This window comes from uncultured Butyricimonas sp., from assembly GCF_959596855.1.
Classification (GTDB): domain Bacteria; phylum Bacteroidota; class Bacteroidia; order Bacteroidales; family Marinifilaceae; genus Butyricimonas; species Butyricimonas muris.
Genome location: NZ_CAUFYA010000006.1, coordinates 84,003 through 100,099 on the forward strand (window position 1 = coordinate 84,003; position 16,097 = coordinate 100,099).

Genomic DNA, 16,097 nt, shown 5'->3' on the forward strand with positions numbered 1-16,097 from the left:
TATTGGGAATGCTTGCCCTGCTGTTTGCTGCGGGCTGCGAAGATTTGAAAGACACCTACGACGACTACGCGGGCGACGGTCCCGTGCGCTACATGGCGCGTTGCACGGACGTGAAGGTGGAAAGCGGCTGGGAGTGCCTGCGCGTGTTCTGGAAGAATGCCCTCGACCCCAACCGGGAGAAGATTCTGGTGCGTTGTGTTTCGGACTTGTCCGCATTCGACACGATCGTGCCGGCGGATGCCGAAGCGTGCGAAATCAAGGGATTGCCGGATGCCACCTACACGGTGTCGGTAGCGGCGCTGTCGGTGGCGGGGGACACCTCCCTCACCAACAACCTGCAGGCGACGGGGCGGCCCTATTTCCTCGGTCACGAGTCGGTGCAGGGGTTCACGACCGGTATCCTGAAACACGTGTTCATCAGGAACAACCTGGTGCTGTTCATGAACGAGTGGGATGAGGAGCGCATGGCGAATTTCACGCTGCACTACACGGACACGGAGGGCACGGCGAAGGAGTTCAACCTGAGAGAGGCGTTCGATGCCGGGGACTACCTGCTGCGGGACGTGGATCCCTCGAAAGAAATCGTCCTGACACGCCAGGGATACCTGGAAGGCTGCCCGGATCTGATCACCTTCCCTGAACGTACCTTGGCGAAAGGCAACGTGACGATGATGGGGGATTTCAGAAACCAGCTGATGGAACGTTACGGGGAGATTACTCCCGAACTGCTGAAGCAGGAGATGCTGGACTTGGATTATGACCTGGCGTCGTTGGAAGACATCCTTTACTTCCCGAACCTCAAAACCCTGAACTTGGGCAAGAACCGGTATTTTGGCAGCACGAAGAAAGTCGCCTCGCTGACCGACGCCAATAAAAGAGCCCGGATGTATTTCTGCGCGAACGTGTTGAACGAGTTGAACGAGGGCATGGTCGTCAACGTGTATAGGGCCAGTGATATGGTATTTTATAATTTTAAACAAAATTTGGGCATATACAAGTATGAGGGTACGGTGAATGAAAAGAACGGCTCGCAATGGCCTGCAGACCTGGCGTTACTTGATACGGAAGGCTGGACGGTGGACATTACTCCCGCCGGGGAGACCCCGGAAGGGTTCCGGGCGGAGATGTTGTTCGACGATAATCCCGTGACGCAGTGGGTACCGAATACTGGACAGACGCAGCGGTCGTACAACCTGACCATTGACATGCAGGAGCCGCGGACGGTCTGCGGATTGAAAATCGTGCAGGGACAGGTGACCTACAGCTTGCAGAATTTCCTCCTGGAATCGGTTATCGTGCAGGTGTCTGCGGACGGACAGACGTGGACCTACCCGTGCCACATGGAAGAGAACACCATGGGGGCGGTCAGCGGTGAAAAACGACTGCTGAACTTCACTGAAAAACAAACCGTCCGCTATATCCGCCTGACAGTGAAAGACCGCTACTCCAATAATAACACGGATTGCGTGCTTGGTGACGTGATTCCTTTCTGACGTATAGTGTGTTTGTAAATAGGTTTATTTTGCCGCACCCCTCCCGGGGTGCGTGCAAAATAACAACTGAAACATGAAATCATGAAAGCGATTTACTGTTTTGCCATCGCTTGCTTGTGCGGGTTGCTCGGGATGCCGGACGCCACCGCCCAGAAAACGAAAGGCAAAAAGGAATACCCGGAGGGGGGGGGCGTTGTTACTAAATCCGACCTCCGCGCGACGAAAGTAACCAATCGGGGGCTTTTCGTTTACCCGAAGGGGAAAAAGATCGATGCCGTGGAACACACTTGCAAGGGGCATTTCGTGGACAGCGTGTTTAAAAAAGTAACGAATATAATTGGGAATGGCATCCTTACCCCGGAAATGAAAGAAGTGGTGAAGAGCGTGCGGGAGCATCCGAAAGGAAACGACCGTATGTTTCTTGTCGACTACGCTTTCAACGGTAAAGGGGAGATCGTTGCCGGTAGAGTGAAGTTGGCGGGTGAGTATAAAAAATACAAGCGGGAAGCGAAAGCGATTTACCGTGCTTTGTCGGATTTGAAAATAGATGTGCTGGCATTGAAAAAATGGTCACCGTATTTCCAGGATTTTTCGGAGTCTGATGTGTTTAAGCAAGTCCTCTCTTTTGACGTGTGGGGGAAAATGGGAAAAATGTTATTAGAACTTTACGTGGACTTGGAAGAAACAGATAATAAATGATTTTTTAAAAAGTAAAAAAGGAAATGAAAAAAATAGTATTATTAATAGGTATGGTATTGGCGTCCTTTGCGTTTTGCCGGGCGCAGGAAGGATTTAAAATCACGGCGGAAACCTCCGGGGTGCCGGACGGGAAAATGTTGTTGATCAGCGAACGGGGCGACACGCTCGCCACAACCAATATGGTGGGCGGCAAGTTCGAGTTCTCGGGGCGGGTGGACCGTGCGATGGTGGCTTACATCATGACGGCGGACGCGAAAGCGAGAATCCCCTTGATGATAGAGAACGCCGTGTTTAACGTGATCGCCAACGAGAAGATGGTCTACGTGGACGGCGGCGGTGCGGCGCAGGAATTGCTCCGCCAGTTTGATGCCATCAACGCGAGCGTCAAGCAAGAGCAACAGCGGATGCAAAGCGAGGCGCAAAAAGCTTACCAGGAACAGAATATGCCTAAAATGCAAGCCCTCCAGTCACAATTCCAGAAGTTCGTGGAGAAAGCCCAGAAGCAGGAAACCGAGATGTTGCAAGCCAACGGCGGATCGTTCGTGGCAGCTTACGTGATTACCAATTCCATGAGGCAAGTGGGGTTGGAACGCTTGCGGGAACGCTACAACTATCTGACGGACGAGGTCAAAAGTGGTCCCTACGGGAAAGTGATCGCACAGCAGATTGCCCTGTACGAGTCGCTGGAGGTTGGTGGTATTGCTCCCGATTTCACTGCAATGACCCCGGAGGGCGACACCCTCTCGTTGCACCAGGTGAAGGGCAAAGTGAAATTGCTGGATTTCTGGGCATCGTGGTGCAACCCCTGCCGGCAGGAAAACCCGAACATGCTGAAACTCTACCAGAAGTACCAGTCCAAGGGTTTGGAAATCATTAGCTTCTCGCTGGATAACGATCCCCGTGCCTGGAAAAAGGCCATCGAGGAAGACGGTATGGTCTGGAAACATTTCTCCGACCTGAAAGCCCAAGGCTCTCCCATCGCCAGCATGTACAACCTCATGAGCATCCCCTATACTCTCCTGCTCGACGAGAACAACAAAATCGTCGGCAAGAACCTGCGTGGCGCTCAGTTGCAGAAAAAAGTGGCGGAGTTGTTGAAATAAGAGGTGTGTGTGAAACACACCTCTTATTTCAAGTTCATAAAGTTTGTAAAGTTTATAAGGTTCGTAAAGTCGAACTTTCGCTTCTGAGCTATAAAGTCCATAAAGTTCGAAGGGGCCATGAACTTTATAAACTTTCTTAGTTTCCATAATCTTTATAAAGACGAGAAAAGCAAATACTGGCTCGGCGTCAAAAAATCACGCTGGACTAGTTACTATAACGAAGTATAAACAAGTTCTTTGACATATTGGAACGAGAGAGAAAAAGCGAACCGAAGGTAGAACCTTTGGTTCTAGTCCGTAAGGTCGAAGGTCCGTAAAGTCCAAAAGTCACGGGAGTCCTTCGGACCGAATTTATCGGCAGCGGAGCTGCCGTGAACAAAGCGCCCGCGGGGTCTATGGACCTTAAGGACCTTATGAACCTTCGACCTTATAAACTTTATAAACCCCATCATCTCAATTAAAAAATTGCTTATCTTTGTGGTATATTAAAACTCGTACAACAATGAAATACCCTATAGGCATCCAGAATTTTGAGCAGATCATCGAAGACGGTTACGTTTACGTGGATAAAACCGATTTGGTTTATACCATGGTCGACACCGGGAAGATTTATTTCCTGAGCCGTCCGCGTCGTTTTGGAAAAAGTCTGTTGGTTTCCACGTTGAAAAATTATTTCCTGGGAAGGAAAGAATTGTTCAAGGGACTGGCGATAGACAGCTTGGAAAAAGACTGGTTTGTCTACCCGGTATTTCACATCGATTTCAACGGGCGGAACTTCGAGGGGAGCGACGTGCTGGAAAATGTGCTGGAGGGATACGTATCTCGGTGGGAGCGAGAGTACGGTTTCGCTTCCGGCAGCCGGGACGTGGGCGAGCGGTTCATCCTCTTGCTGGAGCACGTGCACCGGCAGACTGGACGGCGTGCGGTGGTGCTGGTCGACGAGTACGACAAGCCGATGCTGGACGTGCTGGACACCGATCTCCGGGTGATGGTGGGACTGAACGAGATGTCGCTGGAAGATCGCAACCGTGGAATCCTGAAAGGTTTTTACTCGGTATTCAAAGCCGCTGACGAGCACTTGCAATTCGTCTTGCTGACGGGGGTGACCAAATTCTCGCAGGTAAGCGTGTTCAGCGGCTTCAACCAGCCGAGAGACATCAGCTTGGACGAGCAGTTCGAATCCCTTTGCGGGATCACGGGCGAGGAGTTGGAAAGCTATTTTGCCACCTCGATCGAGGAACTGGCACGGAAAAACGAGTTGACACTAGAAGAAATGAAACAACTCGTGAAGGCGCAATATGACGGGTATCATTTCGGGACGGGTCTGATTGATATTTATAACCCGTTCAGTTTGTTGAACGCTTTCACTTCGAAAAGAATCTCCGATTACTGGTTCCAAAGCGGAACGCCGACCTACCTGGTTCGCCTGTTGCGTCACACGCGGGAAAACCTGGACGAGATGACGGGCCGTTATTACCGGACCCCGGAATTCGTGGATTACAAGGCAGACGTGGAGAAGCCGTTGCCGATGATCTACCAGAGCGGTTACCTGACGATCAAGGATTTCAACAGGCGCCGCAACACGTTCTTGCTGGATTTCCCGAACAACGAGGTGAAGAACGGCTTCTTGAGTGTAGTCGCCTCGGATTACTTGAAGCCCCGGACGGAAATAAACAGTTGGGTGCAGGATGTCGTGGATGCCTTGCAGGAAGGGGAGGTGGAAGAGTTCGGCGTGTTGTTGACCTCGTTCTTGAGCGACATCCCTTACACGATGCGCCGGAAAGAGAACGAGCGGGAGCGTGAACGCTACTTCCATTACACGTTCTACCTGATCTTGCGCCTGGTGAGCGTTTACACGGTGTACACCGAGAAACAGCAGAGCGAGGGGCGGGTGGATTGTATCGTGGAAACGGACCGGTACATCTACATCTTTGAATTCAAGCTGGACGGCACCGCCGCCGACGCCCTTCGCCAGATCGAGGAAAAAGGCTACGCCCGTCCCTACCTGAACGATCCCCGTCGGCTGTACCGCATCGGGGTAAGTTTTTCTTCCGAAACCGGCACGGTCGACGAGTTCGAGGTCGAATCGGGGGTTTTAAGTTTATAAGGTTTATAAAGTTCGTAAAGTTCATAAAGTAGAACCTTCGGTTCTGGTCTAAAGTCCATAATGTCCGTAAAGTCCGAAGGTCACGGGAGTCCTTCGGACAAAGTCCACGGCAGCTGAGTTACCGATAAACAAGGCACCTGTGGGGTCCATGGACCTTAAGGACTTTATGGATCTTCGACCTTACGGACATTTACAAACCTTATAAACCGTTCTTTCTCTCCTGTTCTCCCTTGTCTTTGATAAAAAATTGATAGAACGAACATGAAAAAAGCGATATTATTGTTTGTCGTGAGCTTGCTTTTCATGGCTGGCTTGTCGGCACAAGTGGATTTGCAGAAGAAATTACCCCGTGACCCGGAGATGGTCGTGGGGCGTTTGTCGAACGGTATGACGTATTATATCCGTCACAACGACCGCCCCCGGAACCAGGCGAACTTTTACCTGGTGAGAAACGCGGGCTTCCTGCTGGAAGAGGGGGACGAGCAGCGTGGCGTGGCGCACTTCCTGGAGCACATGGCATTTCAGGGCTCGGAGCATTTCCCCGGGCGGGAGATGATCAAGACGCTGGAGCGTCACGGGGTGCTCTACGGGCATGACATCAACGCCGTGACCTCGGACAACCACACCGTTTACCTTTTTAACAACGTCCCCACGGGCGACGAGCGATTCCTGGATACCTGCGTGATGATCCTGCGCGACTGGTCCTATTACCTGACCATCGACGAGGACCGGATAGACCGGGAGAAGAAAGTCATAGAGGAGGAGTGGAACATGCTGAACACGCCCGAGAAGAGGGCGCAGGACCAGATTGCGCGGGTGTTGCTGCAAGGCTCCCCTTACGCGGACCGGGACGCACTGGGGACACCGGAGGCGATCCGGGCGATCGATGCACGGAAACTCCGGGAGTTCTACCACGAGTGGTACCGCTCGGACCTGACCGCCGTGGTGATCGTCGGCGACATTGACGTGAAGCAGATGGAACGCCGGGTGAAGAAGATCCTTTCCAAGATCCCGGCGGTGAAAAAACCGACCCCCCGTCCGGAGATTGAGATCCCGGCGCACGAGGAGATGTACTACTGCCTGGCGACAGACCCGGGGATCAACTACACGACCCTGAACGTCATCACGATGGTGCCCGAGCCCTCCCGGGAGGAGAAGAACACTTACGCCTACCTGAAAGAGGAGATATTGATCCGGTGCTTCAACACGATGATGGGGAAACGTTTTGCGAAACTGCTGGCACAGCCGAACTGCCCGCTGGCACAGGGAGGGATTAATTTTATCCCGTTCAAGCGGGGGTATTATAGTTACCAGCTCGGGGGAATGCCCAAGCCGGGGCAGGACGAGGCGGCGTTGCGCACGTTGCTGATGGAGAATGAGCGGGTGAGGCGCCACGGCTTCATGGCGGGCGAGCTGGAGGAGGTGAAAGCGTCGCTGTTGAAGGAGCTGGAACTGGGGTACCGTGCCCGCGGGGAGGTGAAGCATGACGCTTACTGCCAGGTGATGAGGGATCATTACCTGAATGGCGCCCCGCTGGTGGCGGATGACGAGAAGTACGCCTTCCAGAAAAGCTTGATCCCGGCGCTGACCGTGGAGGATGTGAACGCGAAAGTGTCGGAGTGGGACACCCCGGGCAACAAAACGGTGGTGATCTCCGGCTCGGAGATGGCGTGGCACCTGATGGAAGAGGAGGTGAAGGACATCATGGCGGAGGTGAAGAACGTGGAGGTGGAGCCTTACGTGCACGAGAGAGCGGTGACGGGCGACGAGCAACCGTTGCTGGCGGAACAACCGTCGGGTAGCCCGGTGACCTCGGAACGCGAGTTGGCGGATTTCGATGCCGTGGAATGGACGCTGGCGAACGGGGTGAAGGTAGTGTACCGCGAGAGTGACCTGGAGTGTAACAAGTTGTCGTTGAAGGCTTATAGCCCGGGTGGAACCTCCCTGTACGACCTCGATATGCTTCCCACGGTGGAGATGGCCGTGCCGCTCGTGCGGGCGTGCGGCTTGGGAGACCATGACGCGGCGACGTTGAAGCGGTGGATGGCAAGCAAGGGGGTAAAGTGCGAGGCGAGCCTCGGGGAGTTGAACGAGTACGTGACCGCTTCCGCCCTGCCGGAGGACGCGGAGAGCTTGTTGCAACTGGTGTACCTGACTTTCGCCCGCCCGCGGATTGACCGGGAGGCTCTCGGGAAGGTGATGGCACAACGGTTGATGCAATCCCGGATGCAGGGGAGGAACGTGTTGCAGGACACCGTGACTCGCTTGCAAAACGGTTGTCACCCGCGTGCGTTGTTGAAGAACGCCGTCTACCTCGGGAAGGTGGACCTCGACAAGGTCGGGCAAGTGTACCGGGAGCGCTTCTCGAACGCCGGCGATTTCACCTTCTTCATCACGGGAAACCTCCCCGCCGCGGAGTTGAAGCCGCTGGTGGAGAAATACCTCGGTGCGCTGCCGTCAACGAGTGACCGGGAGAAGTGGATCGACCGTGGGGTAAGACCCTTGCGCGGGCACCAGGAATGCGAGATCGAGTTTATGGGGCTTCCCACGTCGTTCGTGGTGTTGAGCGCGAGCAAGGAGATGGAGGACAACATCCGCCACGCCGTTTGCCTGCAAGCGTTGAAGAGCATCCTGCAGACCCGCTGCATGAACGTCATCCGGGAGAAGGAGGGCGGCACCTACGCGGTGAACGTCAACGAGAGCGTGGTGCACGAGCCGGTGGCACGCTATTACCTGATCGTGGAATTCCAGTGCGACCCGTCGAACGCCTCCCGGCTGAAAGGGATCGTCCTCGGCGAGCTGGAACGCCTGCGTCAGCAAGCCCCCACCCGGGACGAGTTGATGATGGCGTTGAACTCCATCCGCAAGAAAGAGGGGGAGGCACGCGAGACCAACGTCTACTGGCAGGAAAAACTGGTGTTGTACTACAAGACCGGCCTGAACCAGGCGGATGCGAGGGAATTCGAGGAGGTGGTGGACAAATTGACCCCTGCCGACTTCCTCTCCTTCATGCAATCCTTCTGGAAAGACATTGATCTCACCGGCGTCGTGTTTAAACCGGCGAATTAGTTTATAGGGAGTTCTTCTTTTACACTCGGGAAAAGTAGCCGAGGAAGATACCTGCCGGGAGGCTTGTTTCCTGGGGCATAATATTAAAAGATTATGACACAGGAAAAAAATAACATAGAGATAGAAAATAGCCTCCCGGCAGAACCTGCCGCCGTGGTAAGTGATCGTTTGATGAACGATCGTATTTTCGTTTGGAGTAATGACTTCTACCGCTTGGTCTTGTTCTCGAGTATCGCCTGGTTGCAGGCGGATCGGGCTTATTGTTACATTCATTTCAAGGATGGTACCAAAATCATCGTGATTCACCCGTTGCAGAAAGTGCTGGCGGCACTTCCTCCCGAGCGATTCGCCCGGGTTCACCGTGGTTACGCCGTCTGCCTGGACCTCGTAGACCGGGTGATCGGCAACACGATTTACATCGGCAAGCAGGATTTCCCGGTAAGTTCCGCCTATCGCGACGACCTTCATTCCCGCTTTCGTTTTTTAGGCAAAGTGAAAGGATTGCATAAATCCAAATCCTTTAAAATCAGTAAATAATCATGTATAACCCGTCCCGGGAAACATCCTCCCGGAATCGGTTCGCGATTCGGGTTTATTGAAACTATATTGCCTCGATTTCTTCCAAAGATAGCCCGGTCATTTGAGCGATGGCTTCCGGGGTCATACCAAATGATTTCATGTTACGAGCGATCGTCCTTTTTTCTTCTTCTCTCCCTTCTTTTATCCCTTCTTCTCTCCCTTCTTTTCTTCCACAGGCCAACCCTCTCTGCTCGGCACTGTAGAACAGTGTTTTCTCGGTACTGATGCTATCCCAGAATTTCTCGTAGCCGAGGAGTTGCGCGGGGGTGAACGCCGCCTCCTCGATCGCTTTGACTGCCTTGTTGACCTCGGGGTTGGCTAACAACTCCTCGGGCACGGACACGGTGCGTTCGTCAATCTCGGTAAGGAATCGTAACCAGAGGACCTGCATTTTTTTTTCCGCGTACGTGTGCGGGGTGAACTTGGGCAGCTCCACGAACACGAGTTGCAACCCGTCGATGACTTTATTGGAATCCTTGTCGTGCACGAGCTTGTAGTGATGGTAGTATCCCTTCATCTCCGGCTCGAAAATCTCGTTCACGAGGTTGAGCGAGTAGACGGGTTGCAGCAGGTGGTAATTTTCCCCGCTCCCGATTTGTCTCACGTAGGCTTTGGAGGCGTTGAACAATACCCTGTACTTGAACTCCTGCGACCAGATCATTTGCATCTCGACGATGAATTGCCTTCCCCTTTTGTCCTTGCACCGCACGTCAACGATGCTGTTTTTTTTCCACGGGTTATCGGGCACCATCTCTGCGGGGAGGTACTCGATGTCCGTGACCTCTTGCCCGGGAGCGAGAGGAAGCAGGGCGTTGAGTAAACTCATCACCAGGTCGGGATGTTCCCCGAACACGCGTTTGAATGGCAGGTCTGCCTTGGGATCCAAGTATTTCATGGTGTCATTTTATTTGTTAGTCATTCAACAATCACAAAGTTAGTGATTAGAATTGAATTTTACAAGTGTCGGTAACGCGCCGCGAAAACGGATTGTTCGGTCGGTTGAAAGAGTCAACGGGTCGGTTGACGCGGCGAACGGGATAGAATAGTTGTATCGAGGGGTATGGCGCTTTACTTTTGTCACGTAATCAAAAATTAAACGCTATGGATTTATTACTTGAAACGGTTCGGGAGCGAGAGGGCTTCCCGGGAAGAACAAGGCGAAAACAGGTCGAGAAAAGGGAGAGGACGGGCTACAACTCCAGTATAACATTTGAGCAACACCTGTCTAACACCTGACGGGACAAGTGTTGCTTAAATGTTATTGAAAAGGCAAAACTTGGTTGTTTCTTGATTTCTGTTTGTAAATGACGGAAATTGGGTTAAAATTCAGCCCTGTAATTTCGGGCGATGAAGTATTCTCGCAATTTACGGATGGCACCGTATTTGAGGGTGCGCACGGTGTTGACGGAAACGCCGATGATTTCAGCAATTTCCTTCACGTTGTTGCCGGCGAGGGTTAGAAGGATGATACGTTCGCTTTGGGGTGGCAATTGTCGGATAGCGTGGATTAATATTTGGTTGGCTTCTTCCTCGATGATTCTTTCCAGAATACCAGAGTTGTCATGTTCGCCGGGGTAAATTTGTTTGTAGCGTTCGTTCTCTCTTTTTACACTTCGGATGTAGTTGAGGGATTCGTTTCTTGTCATGATGAACAAGAAATTTTCGACGGAATCTAAGGTTTTATATTGTTTCCGATTTTCCCAAAATTTGACAATAACATCTTGTGCGATGTCTTGTGCGATGTCGGATGAACCGACAAATTTCAGGGCGATCGTACAGATAGTTGTGTAGTGCTTTTGTATAAATTGTTCTAATTCAATAGGATCTTTCATCGGTTAGTTTGTATTGAAGATCAATTTTACAGTCACAGGAAATCTATGCAATTATAGTTATTTTTTTTCATTCCAAATAAAATTTGAAAAAAAATCGTGTTTCGATTCATACAAATCGGATACCCTTGGTGTCTTTAAGGAAATATCAGTGGAATGATGGACTATAATAAGGAAAAAATATTAGCAGAGATCATCTTGAAGATTCGCTTCGGAACGGCTTCAAAAGAAGAGAAACGTGAGGTTAAGAAGTGGATGGCAGAGAAAGAAGAACATCGGCTTTTGTACGAGAAGATTGTTTCGGGGAAAAGTATGATCGAGTACTTGGAGACAGAAACGGAAGTAAAGGCTGATGTCAATGTAAAAATGATTTCTGCACGGGTTCAAAAACAAATTCGAGAGAATAAGATGCGTACACGACGCGGGCTTCGGAAATGGTACGCGATGGTTGGTGCGGCTTGTTTGGTCGGGATTGTTTTGGCTGGTTTCTTCTTTTTGAATAACGGGAAGGATAAGCCGGATACTCTGGTTGAGAATAAGCCGGAGCGAATGATGAACGAGAAAGTGATGTTAGTACTTTCAGATGGAAAAACTATTGGGCTTGCTCATCAAGGTACGGACAGTATATACATCGGGCAGGCGACTATTATAAAAAAAGATGCTCAATTGACATACGAGAGGAAGCAGGATACTTTAGGAGCGCGTGTCGAGGAAGAGCGTAATCGGATTATCACTACGGTCGGCGGCGACTATTTCTTCATCTTGAGTGATGGGACGAAGGTATGGTTGAACGCGGAATCCGAATTGGATTTCCCGGTAGACTTTATTGGAGAAGAGCGGGTGGTGAAGTTGAAAGGCGAGGCGTATTTCGAGGTAGAGCCGGATGCGGCGCATCCTTTTATCGTGGAAACGAAAGAGGTTCGAACTCGAGTATTGGGGACTTCGTTCAATATAAAAGCGTATGATAATGAAGAGAGTGTATATACTACCTTGTTGACTGGGAAAGTAGAAGTATCCGCGGTTAATGAGAACGAATCGGTAATATTGACACCTGGAATGCAATGCGAATGGGAGAAAGACGAGCACGTGATGGAGATGAAGAAGGTGGATGCTGAAAAATACGTGGCTTGGAAACAAGGGCAGTTTATGTTTGACAATGAGAATATCACGGTGGTGACCCGGGTGCTGGAAAGATGGTATGGATTGAAATTTATTTATAATGAAGGTTGTTCCCGAAAGCATACTTTTAGTGGTTGTTTGAGTAAGGACGATTCTTTAGAATCTATACTGGAAACATTGACTTACACGGGTGGACCCCGATTTATAATGGGAAAAAATGTAGTATACGTGAAAGATAAAATCTAAAAACAGAAAGTTGAAAACAAAAAATGGAGAGGTTTCGCGGACCACTCCATTTTACAAAGACCTTGTAAAAACAAGGATAGTGTTTCATTTTAATTTTACAAATCTATGAAAAAAGAACTGAACAAAAAGTTTTTTCTGAACTTTCGTGTTTGGTGGAGGTGTTGTTTAACATTATTTTGCATGTTATGGACAACAGTTTCGCTCACGACAAGTTCAGCTCTCGGACAAGAGAGAAACCAACGGGTAATTTCTTTAAAATTGGAGAATGCAACCGTGTTGCAGGCGTTAGAGGAAATCAATAAACTGAGCCAGAACAATGTTATTTTCAAGCGTGAAGAAGTAACCCGGGAAACGAAAAGAATTACAGTTGACTTGAAGAATGTAACGGTCTTGCAAGCTGTACAGGAGTGTCTTAAAGGAACCCGATTGGCTTGCTCGGAGCGAAACGGAAGAGTTGCCGTGGGACCCGATACTGAAGTCAAATCGGTTCGTATTACCGGTACGGTGAAAGACGAGAAAGGGGTGGTATTACCGGGTGTAACGATTATTGTCAAGGGCTTGGCGATGGGGACAAGTACTGATAATAAAGGTCAGTACTCGTTGAACCTCCCCCGGACGGATAATCTATCACTTCTCTTTTCATTTATAGGAATGGAAACCGAGGAAGTAAAATACACGGGAAAAGATACGATCAACGTGGTGATGAAAGAAACCGTGTCGGAGTTGGAGGAAGTGGTGGTAAACACGGGATACCATCGGATTGATGCCCGTAAGAATGCCAGTGCGATTACTTCTATCCGGGCGGAAGACATTATTACACCCGGTTTACAGACGATCGACCAGATGTTGGAAGGACACGTGCCGGGTATGATTTTTATGCAAAACTCTGGACAGATTGGGGCTGCTCCTCGTTTGCGTATTCGCGGTACGTCTACCATTTTAGGATCACAGGAACCGCTTTGGGTGATTGATGGTGTGATACAGGAAGACCCGGTAAATGTGGATCCGGAGACCCTGAATGATTTGGATTTCGTGAACTTGTTAGGTAACGCTATTTCCGGATTGAACCCGGAGGATATTGAGCAAATCGACGTGTTAAAGGATGCGGCGGCTACGGCTATTTATGGCAAGAAAGCCGCAAATGGGGTTATCGTGATAACCACGAAAGCCGGTAAACAAGGACCTCCTTCCGTGACATATTCCGTGGCAGGATCTTTTACCCAGCGTCCGAGATATAGTGACAGGAGCGTGAACGTGATGAATTCTAAAGAACGTGTTGCTTTTTCACGAGAGATGATAGAGAATCGGTTGGCTTATCCCAAGATTACTTCATGGGTGGGATATGAAGCAGCATATCGGGATTATATTGAAGGTCAGATCGGGTATACCGAATATAAATCATTGGTAGATAAATACGAGACAATGAATACCGATTGGTTTGACATTCTCATGCAGGATGCTTTTTCGCATAAACACACGTTGAGTCTTTCCGGTGGTTCTTCAACTTTGAGATATTATGCTTCTCTCGGTTTGAATGATGTTTCGGGAAGTGTAAAAGGCGAGAGCAATCGGGTGTATTCGACCAATGTTAATTTAACAGGTAACTTTGACAAGTTTACAGTACGTTTCGGGTTACAGGGAAGTGTTTCTAAAAGGAAGTATATTCCCGAAGATGTAGGCGTAACAGAATTTGCTTATAACACGAGCCGAGCCGTACCGGCACGTAATGATGATGGCAGTTACTGGTATTATCAAATCGAAAAGGAGATTGACGGGGAAACTTATTATTACCCGAAGAACATATTGGAAGATATGGCAAATTCTTCGACTATAACGAAACAGAATTCTTTTACCTTTCAGTCTAGCGTGGGGTATCAAATAATACCGGAGTTGAAAGCACAAGTATTATTGTCGTATAGTTTTTCAAATTCTAATTCGGAAACATGGCATGGTGAGGATACTTATTATAGTCGGAGTTTGAATAAATCTTACGGGGCTGCGACGGAAGCTTGGTGGCAAACGAATACCTTGTTGCCGTGGGGTGGAGAACAGAAGGATAGTCGGGTAGACCGTAATAGTTATACTGTTCGTTTTCAAGTGGATTATAGCCAAGCTGTCGATCGTGATGAGAATCATGGGCTGAATGGAAGTGTCGGTTTTGAAACAAAGTCAACGAAATATAATACTTATGCTAAGACAACTCGGGGTATTTACCGGGATCGGGGAAATGCAATAGAAGCGATACCAACAGACGATTTGAAAAATTACACTTATAAAGAATATATTAACTGGACACAGTCTTCTGCCGCGCTAGGAAGCTATACGCAACAGTTGACAAATGATGTTTCTGCCTATATGACTTTAGGGTATAGCTATAAAAATACGTATAATTTCAGTGTAAATGCACGTGTAGATTTTTCTAATGAATTTGGTAGTCGGGCTAACGAGAAATTTTTTCCGATATGGGCTTTAGCCGGTCGTTGGAATCTTACGGAGAATGTATTGAGGGAAGTACGTTGGATTAATGATTTGGCATTGAAGGCGTCGTTCGGGTATCAAGGGAATGTCCCCAGTGTTCCATCAAGACTCGTTATTAAAAAGTCAACTTCGACCAGTGATTTGTTTGATCAATTTTACTCGACGGTTTCTGCCTACCCGAATCCGGATTTGAAATGGGAAAAGACAGCGAATTTTAACGTGGGGCTTGATTTTTCATTATTGAAGAAGAAAATTACAGGTTCCGTGAGTTACTATTACCGGAAAACAAAGGATGCTTTCATGGATAAGTCTGTGTCAGAGGTGAATGGAGTGACTAGCTATAAGGTAAACCAAGGTACTGTGGTGAATCAAGGGTATGAACTATCCTTGAATTTTATCCCTGTAAATACTGTCGGTGCGGATGGAAAAGGATTTCGCTGGAGATTTGATCCACAATTGGGACAAGTCATTAATAAATTGATAGATAAAGCCACTTCCACAACGGATAAAAGTTTAAGGGACGATGATGATCTCACGTATTCGGATTACCTGAACGGAAGCGTGCAGACGGTTAATCGTTCCATAAATGGTTTTTATTCTTATAAATTTATGGGACTTGATCCGGCAGACGGACGTCCGATGTTTCCGAATTTAGAACAAAAGATTATGGTGAATGGCGAAGAAGTGGACTATGGAGAGCAGTTTAAATTGATGTCTAACGAGGAACGTTATATGTCTGTAATGAAATATTCCGGAAATCGGGTTCCCACATTGCAAGGTAGTTTGAACAATACTTTTACCTATAATCGTTTCACGTTGTCTGTCAATATGGCTTATAGCCTTGGTTCTAAAATTCGGTTGATGAAATTATATTCAAATATCAGTTCGGATAATGGAACAATGGCACCTAATCCGATGGAGAATGTGCGTACTGAATATCTAAATCGTTGGAAACGATCGGGAGATGAGGCACACACGAACATCCCGGGAATTCTTAGTAATTCTGAATTTTTGGCGACATTAGGTACAAATCCATGGTGGAAAAAAACGGCTTATAATGGCACTGTAAATCGTAAAGTAATTGCTGAAAATATTTGGCAAATGTACGATTACTCGACGGAACGTGTCGTGAGTGGAAATTATTTGAAGATTCAAAATATTGCATTGCGGTACAATGTTCCGGATAAAATCTGTAAGAAATTATACATGAAGGCAGCATATATTTCTTTGTCAGGAACGAACTTGTACACTTTCAGTAGTAAAAAGTTGAAGGGACAAGATCCGACTACGCAAACAGGTAATTCGTCGACGATCACGCAATCGATACGTCCGACATATTCGTTTAGTTTGAATGTAACATTTTAAAGAGTATGGT

The 16,097-nt window shown here is 48.9% G+C and carries 12 protein-coding genes; 9 read left to right on the forward strand and 3 right to left on the reverse strand.

What is annotated here, in order from left to right; translation table 11 throughout:
- Window positions 1-92 precede the first annotated feature (92 nt).
- From Q5866_RS04350 to Q5866_RS04375, 6 genes are all read left to right on the forward strand, one after another.
- Complete coding sequence (locus Q5866_RS04350; protein ID WP_303179127.1) at window positions 93-1,493, forward strand: discoidin domain-containing protein; 1,401 nt, start codon at window positions 93-95, stop codon at window positions 1,491-1,493.
- A gap of 81 nt (window positions 1,494-1,574) precedes the next feature.
- Window positions 1,575-2,192, forward strand: a complete 618-nt coding sequence (locus Q5866_RS04355) for a hypothetical protein (RefSeq protein WP_270488250.1) — start codon at window positions 1,575-1,577, stop codon at window positions 2,190-2,192.
- A 23-nt stretch (window positions 2,193-2,215) separates the two neighbouring features.
- On the forward strand, window positions 2,216-3,295 hold the full coding sequence (locus tag Q5866_RS04360) for a redoxin domain-containing protein (protein WP_270488251.1): 1,080 nt from the start codon (window positions 2,216-2,218) through the stop codon (window positions 3,293-3,295).
- Window positions 3,296-3,797: 502 nt separating this feature from the next.
- On the forward strand, window positions 3,798-5,402 hold the full coding sequence (locus tag Q5866_RS04365; RefSeq protein WP_270488252.1) for an ATP-binding protein: 1,605 nt from the start codon (window positions 3,798-3,800) through the stop codon (window positions 5,400-5,402).
- 261 nt (window positions 5,403-5,663) lie between these two features.
- Window positions 5,664-8,471: a pitrilysin family protein gene (locus Q5866_RS04370; RefSeq protein WP_303179069.1), complete on the forward strand. Its 2,808-nt coding sequence runs from the start codon at window positions 5,664-5,666 to the stop codon at window positions 8,469-8,471.
- 93 nt (window positions 8,472-8,564) lie between these two features.
- Window positions 8,565-9,008: a LytTR family DNA-binding domain-containing protein gene (locus tag Q5866_RS04375; protein ID WP_303179071.1), complete on the forward strand. Its 444-nt coding sequence runs from the start codon at window positions 8,565-8,567 to the stop codon at window positions 9,006-9,008.
- Window positions 9,009-9,072: 64 nt separating this feature from the next.
- Here Q5866_RS04375 and Q5866_RS04380 read toward each other — a convergent pair whose 3' ends face one another.
- Both Q5866_RS04380 and Q5866_RS04385 read right to left on the reverse strand, forming a co-directional pair.
- Window positions 9,073-9,945 (reverse strand): Rpn family recombination-promoting nuclease/putative transposase, encoded by an 873-nt coding sequence (locus Q5866_RS04380; RefSeq protein ID WP_270488256.1) that lies wholly within the window; start codon window positions 9,943-9,945, stop codon window positions 9,073-9,075.
- A gap of 39 nt (window positions 9,946-9,984) precedes the next feature.
- Window positions 9,985-10,131, reverse strand: coding sequence for a hypothetical protein (locus tag Q5866_RS04385; RefSeq protein ID WP_303179073.1), 147 nt, complete (start codon window positions 10,129-10,131; stop codon window positions 9,985-9,987).
- A gap of 20 nt (window positions 10,132-10,151) precedes the next feature.
- On the opposite strand from Q5866_RS04385, the gene Q5866_RS04390 reads away from it, so the two are divergent.
- Window positions 10,152-10,286, forward strand: a complete 135-nt coding sequence (locus Q5866_RS04390; protein ID WP_255366247.1) for a hypothetical protein — start codon at window positions 10,152-10,154, stop codon at window positions 10,284-10,286.
- Window positions 10,287-10,369: 83 nt separating this feature from the next.
- On the opposite strand, the gene Q5866_RS04395 is transcribed toward Q5866_RS04390, so the two are convergent.
- Window positions 10,370-10,882: an RNA polymerase sigma factor gene (locus tag Q5866_RS04395; RefSeq protein WP_065218181.1), complete on the reverse strand. Its 513-nt coding sequence runs from the start codon at window positions 10,880-10,882 to the stop codon at window positions 10,370-10,372.
- A 153-nt stretch (window positions 10,883-11,035) separates the two neighbouring features.
- Between Q5866_RS04395 and Q5866_RS04400 the strand changes: the two genes are divergently transcribed.
- Window positions 11,036-12,244, forward strand: coding sequence for a FecR family protein (locus Q5866_RS04400; RefSeq protein ID WP_270488257.1), 1,209 nt, complete (start codon window positions 11,036-11,038; stop codon window positions 12,242-12,244).
- Window positions 12,245-12,424: 180 nt separating this feature from the next.
- Window positions 12,425-16,087, forward strand: a complete 3,663-nt coding sequence (locus tag Q5866_RS04405) for a SusC/RagA family TonB-linked outer membrane protein (protein ID WP_270488258.1) — start codon at window positions 12,425-12,427, stop codon at window positions 16,085-16,087.
- Window positions 16,088-16,097 lie beyond the last annotated feature (10 nt).

Excerpts from the sequence above, each read along its gene's own strand:
- Q5866_RS04360 (WP_270488251.1), top strand. The coding sequence starts at position 2,216 with ATGAAAAAAATAGTATTATTAATAGGTATGGTATTGGCGTCCTTTGCG.
- Q5866_RS04395 (WP_065218181.1), bottom strand. The coding sequence starts at position 10,882 with ATGAAAGATCCTATTGAATTAGAACAATTTATACAAAAGCACTACACA.
- Q5866_RS04350 (WP_303179127.1), top strand. The coding sequence starts at position 93 with ATGGCGCGTTGCACGGACGTGAAGGTGGAAAGCGGCTGGGAGTGCCTG.
- Q5866_RS04365 (WP_270488252.1), top strand. The coding sequence starts at position 3,798 with ATGAAATACCCTATAGGCATCCAGAATTTTGAGCAGATCATCGAAGAC.
- Q5866_RS04390 (WP_255366247.1), top strand. The coding sequence starts at position 10,152 with ATGGATTTATTACTTGAAACGGTTCGGGAGCGAGAGGGCTTCCCGGGA.
- Q5866_RS04405 (WP_270488258.1), top strand. The coding sequence starts at position 12,425 with ATGTTATGGACAACAGTTTCGCTCACGACAAGTTCAGCTCTCGGACAA.
- Q5866_RS04400 (WP_270488257.1), top strand. The coding sequence starts at position 11,036 with ATGATGGACTATAATAAGGAAAAAATATTAGCAGAGATCATCTTGAAG.
- Q5866_RS04355 (WP_270488250.1), top strand. The coding sequence starts at position 1,575 with ATGAAAGCGATTTACTGTTTTGCCATCGCTTGCTTGTGCGGGTTGCTC.
- Q5866_RS04370 (WP_303179069.1), top strand. The coding sequence starts at position 5,664 with ATGAAAAAAGCGATATTATTGTTTGTCGTGAGCTTGCTTTTCATGGCT.
- Q5866_RS04375 (WP_303179071.1), top strand. The coding sequence starts at position 8,565 with ATGACACAGGAAAAAAATAACATAGAGATAGAAAATAGCCTCCCGGCA.
- Q5866_RS04380 (WP_270488256.1), bottom strand. The coding sequence starts at position 9,945 with ATGAAATACTTGGATCCCAAGGCAGACCTGCCATTCAAACGCGTGTTC.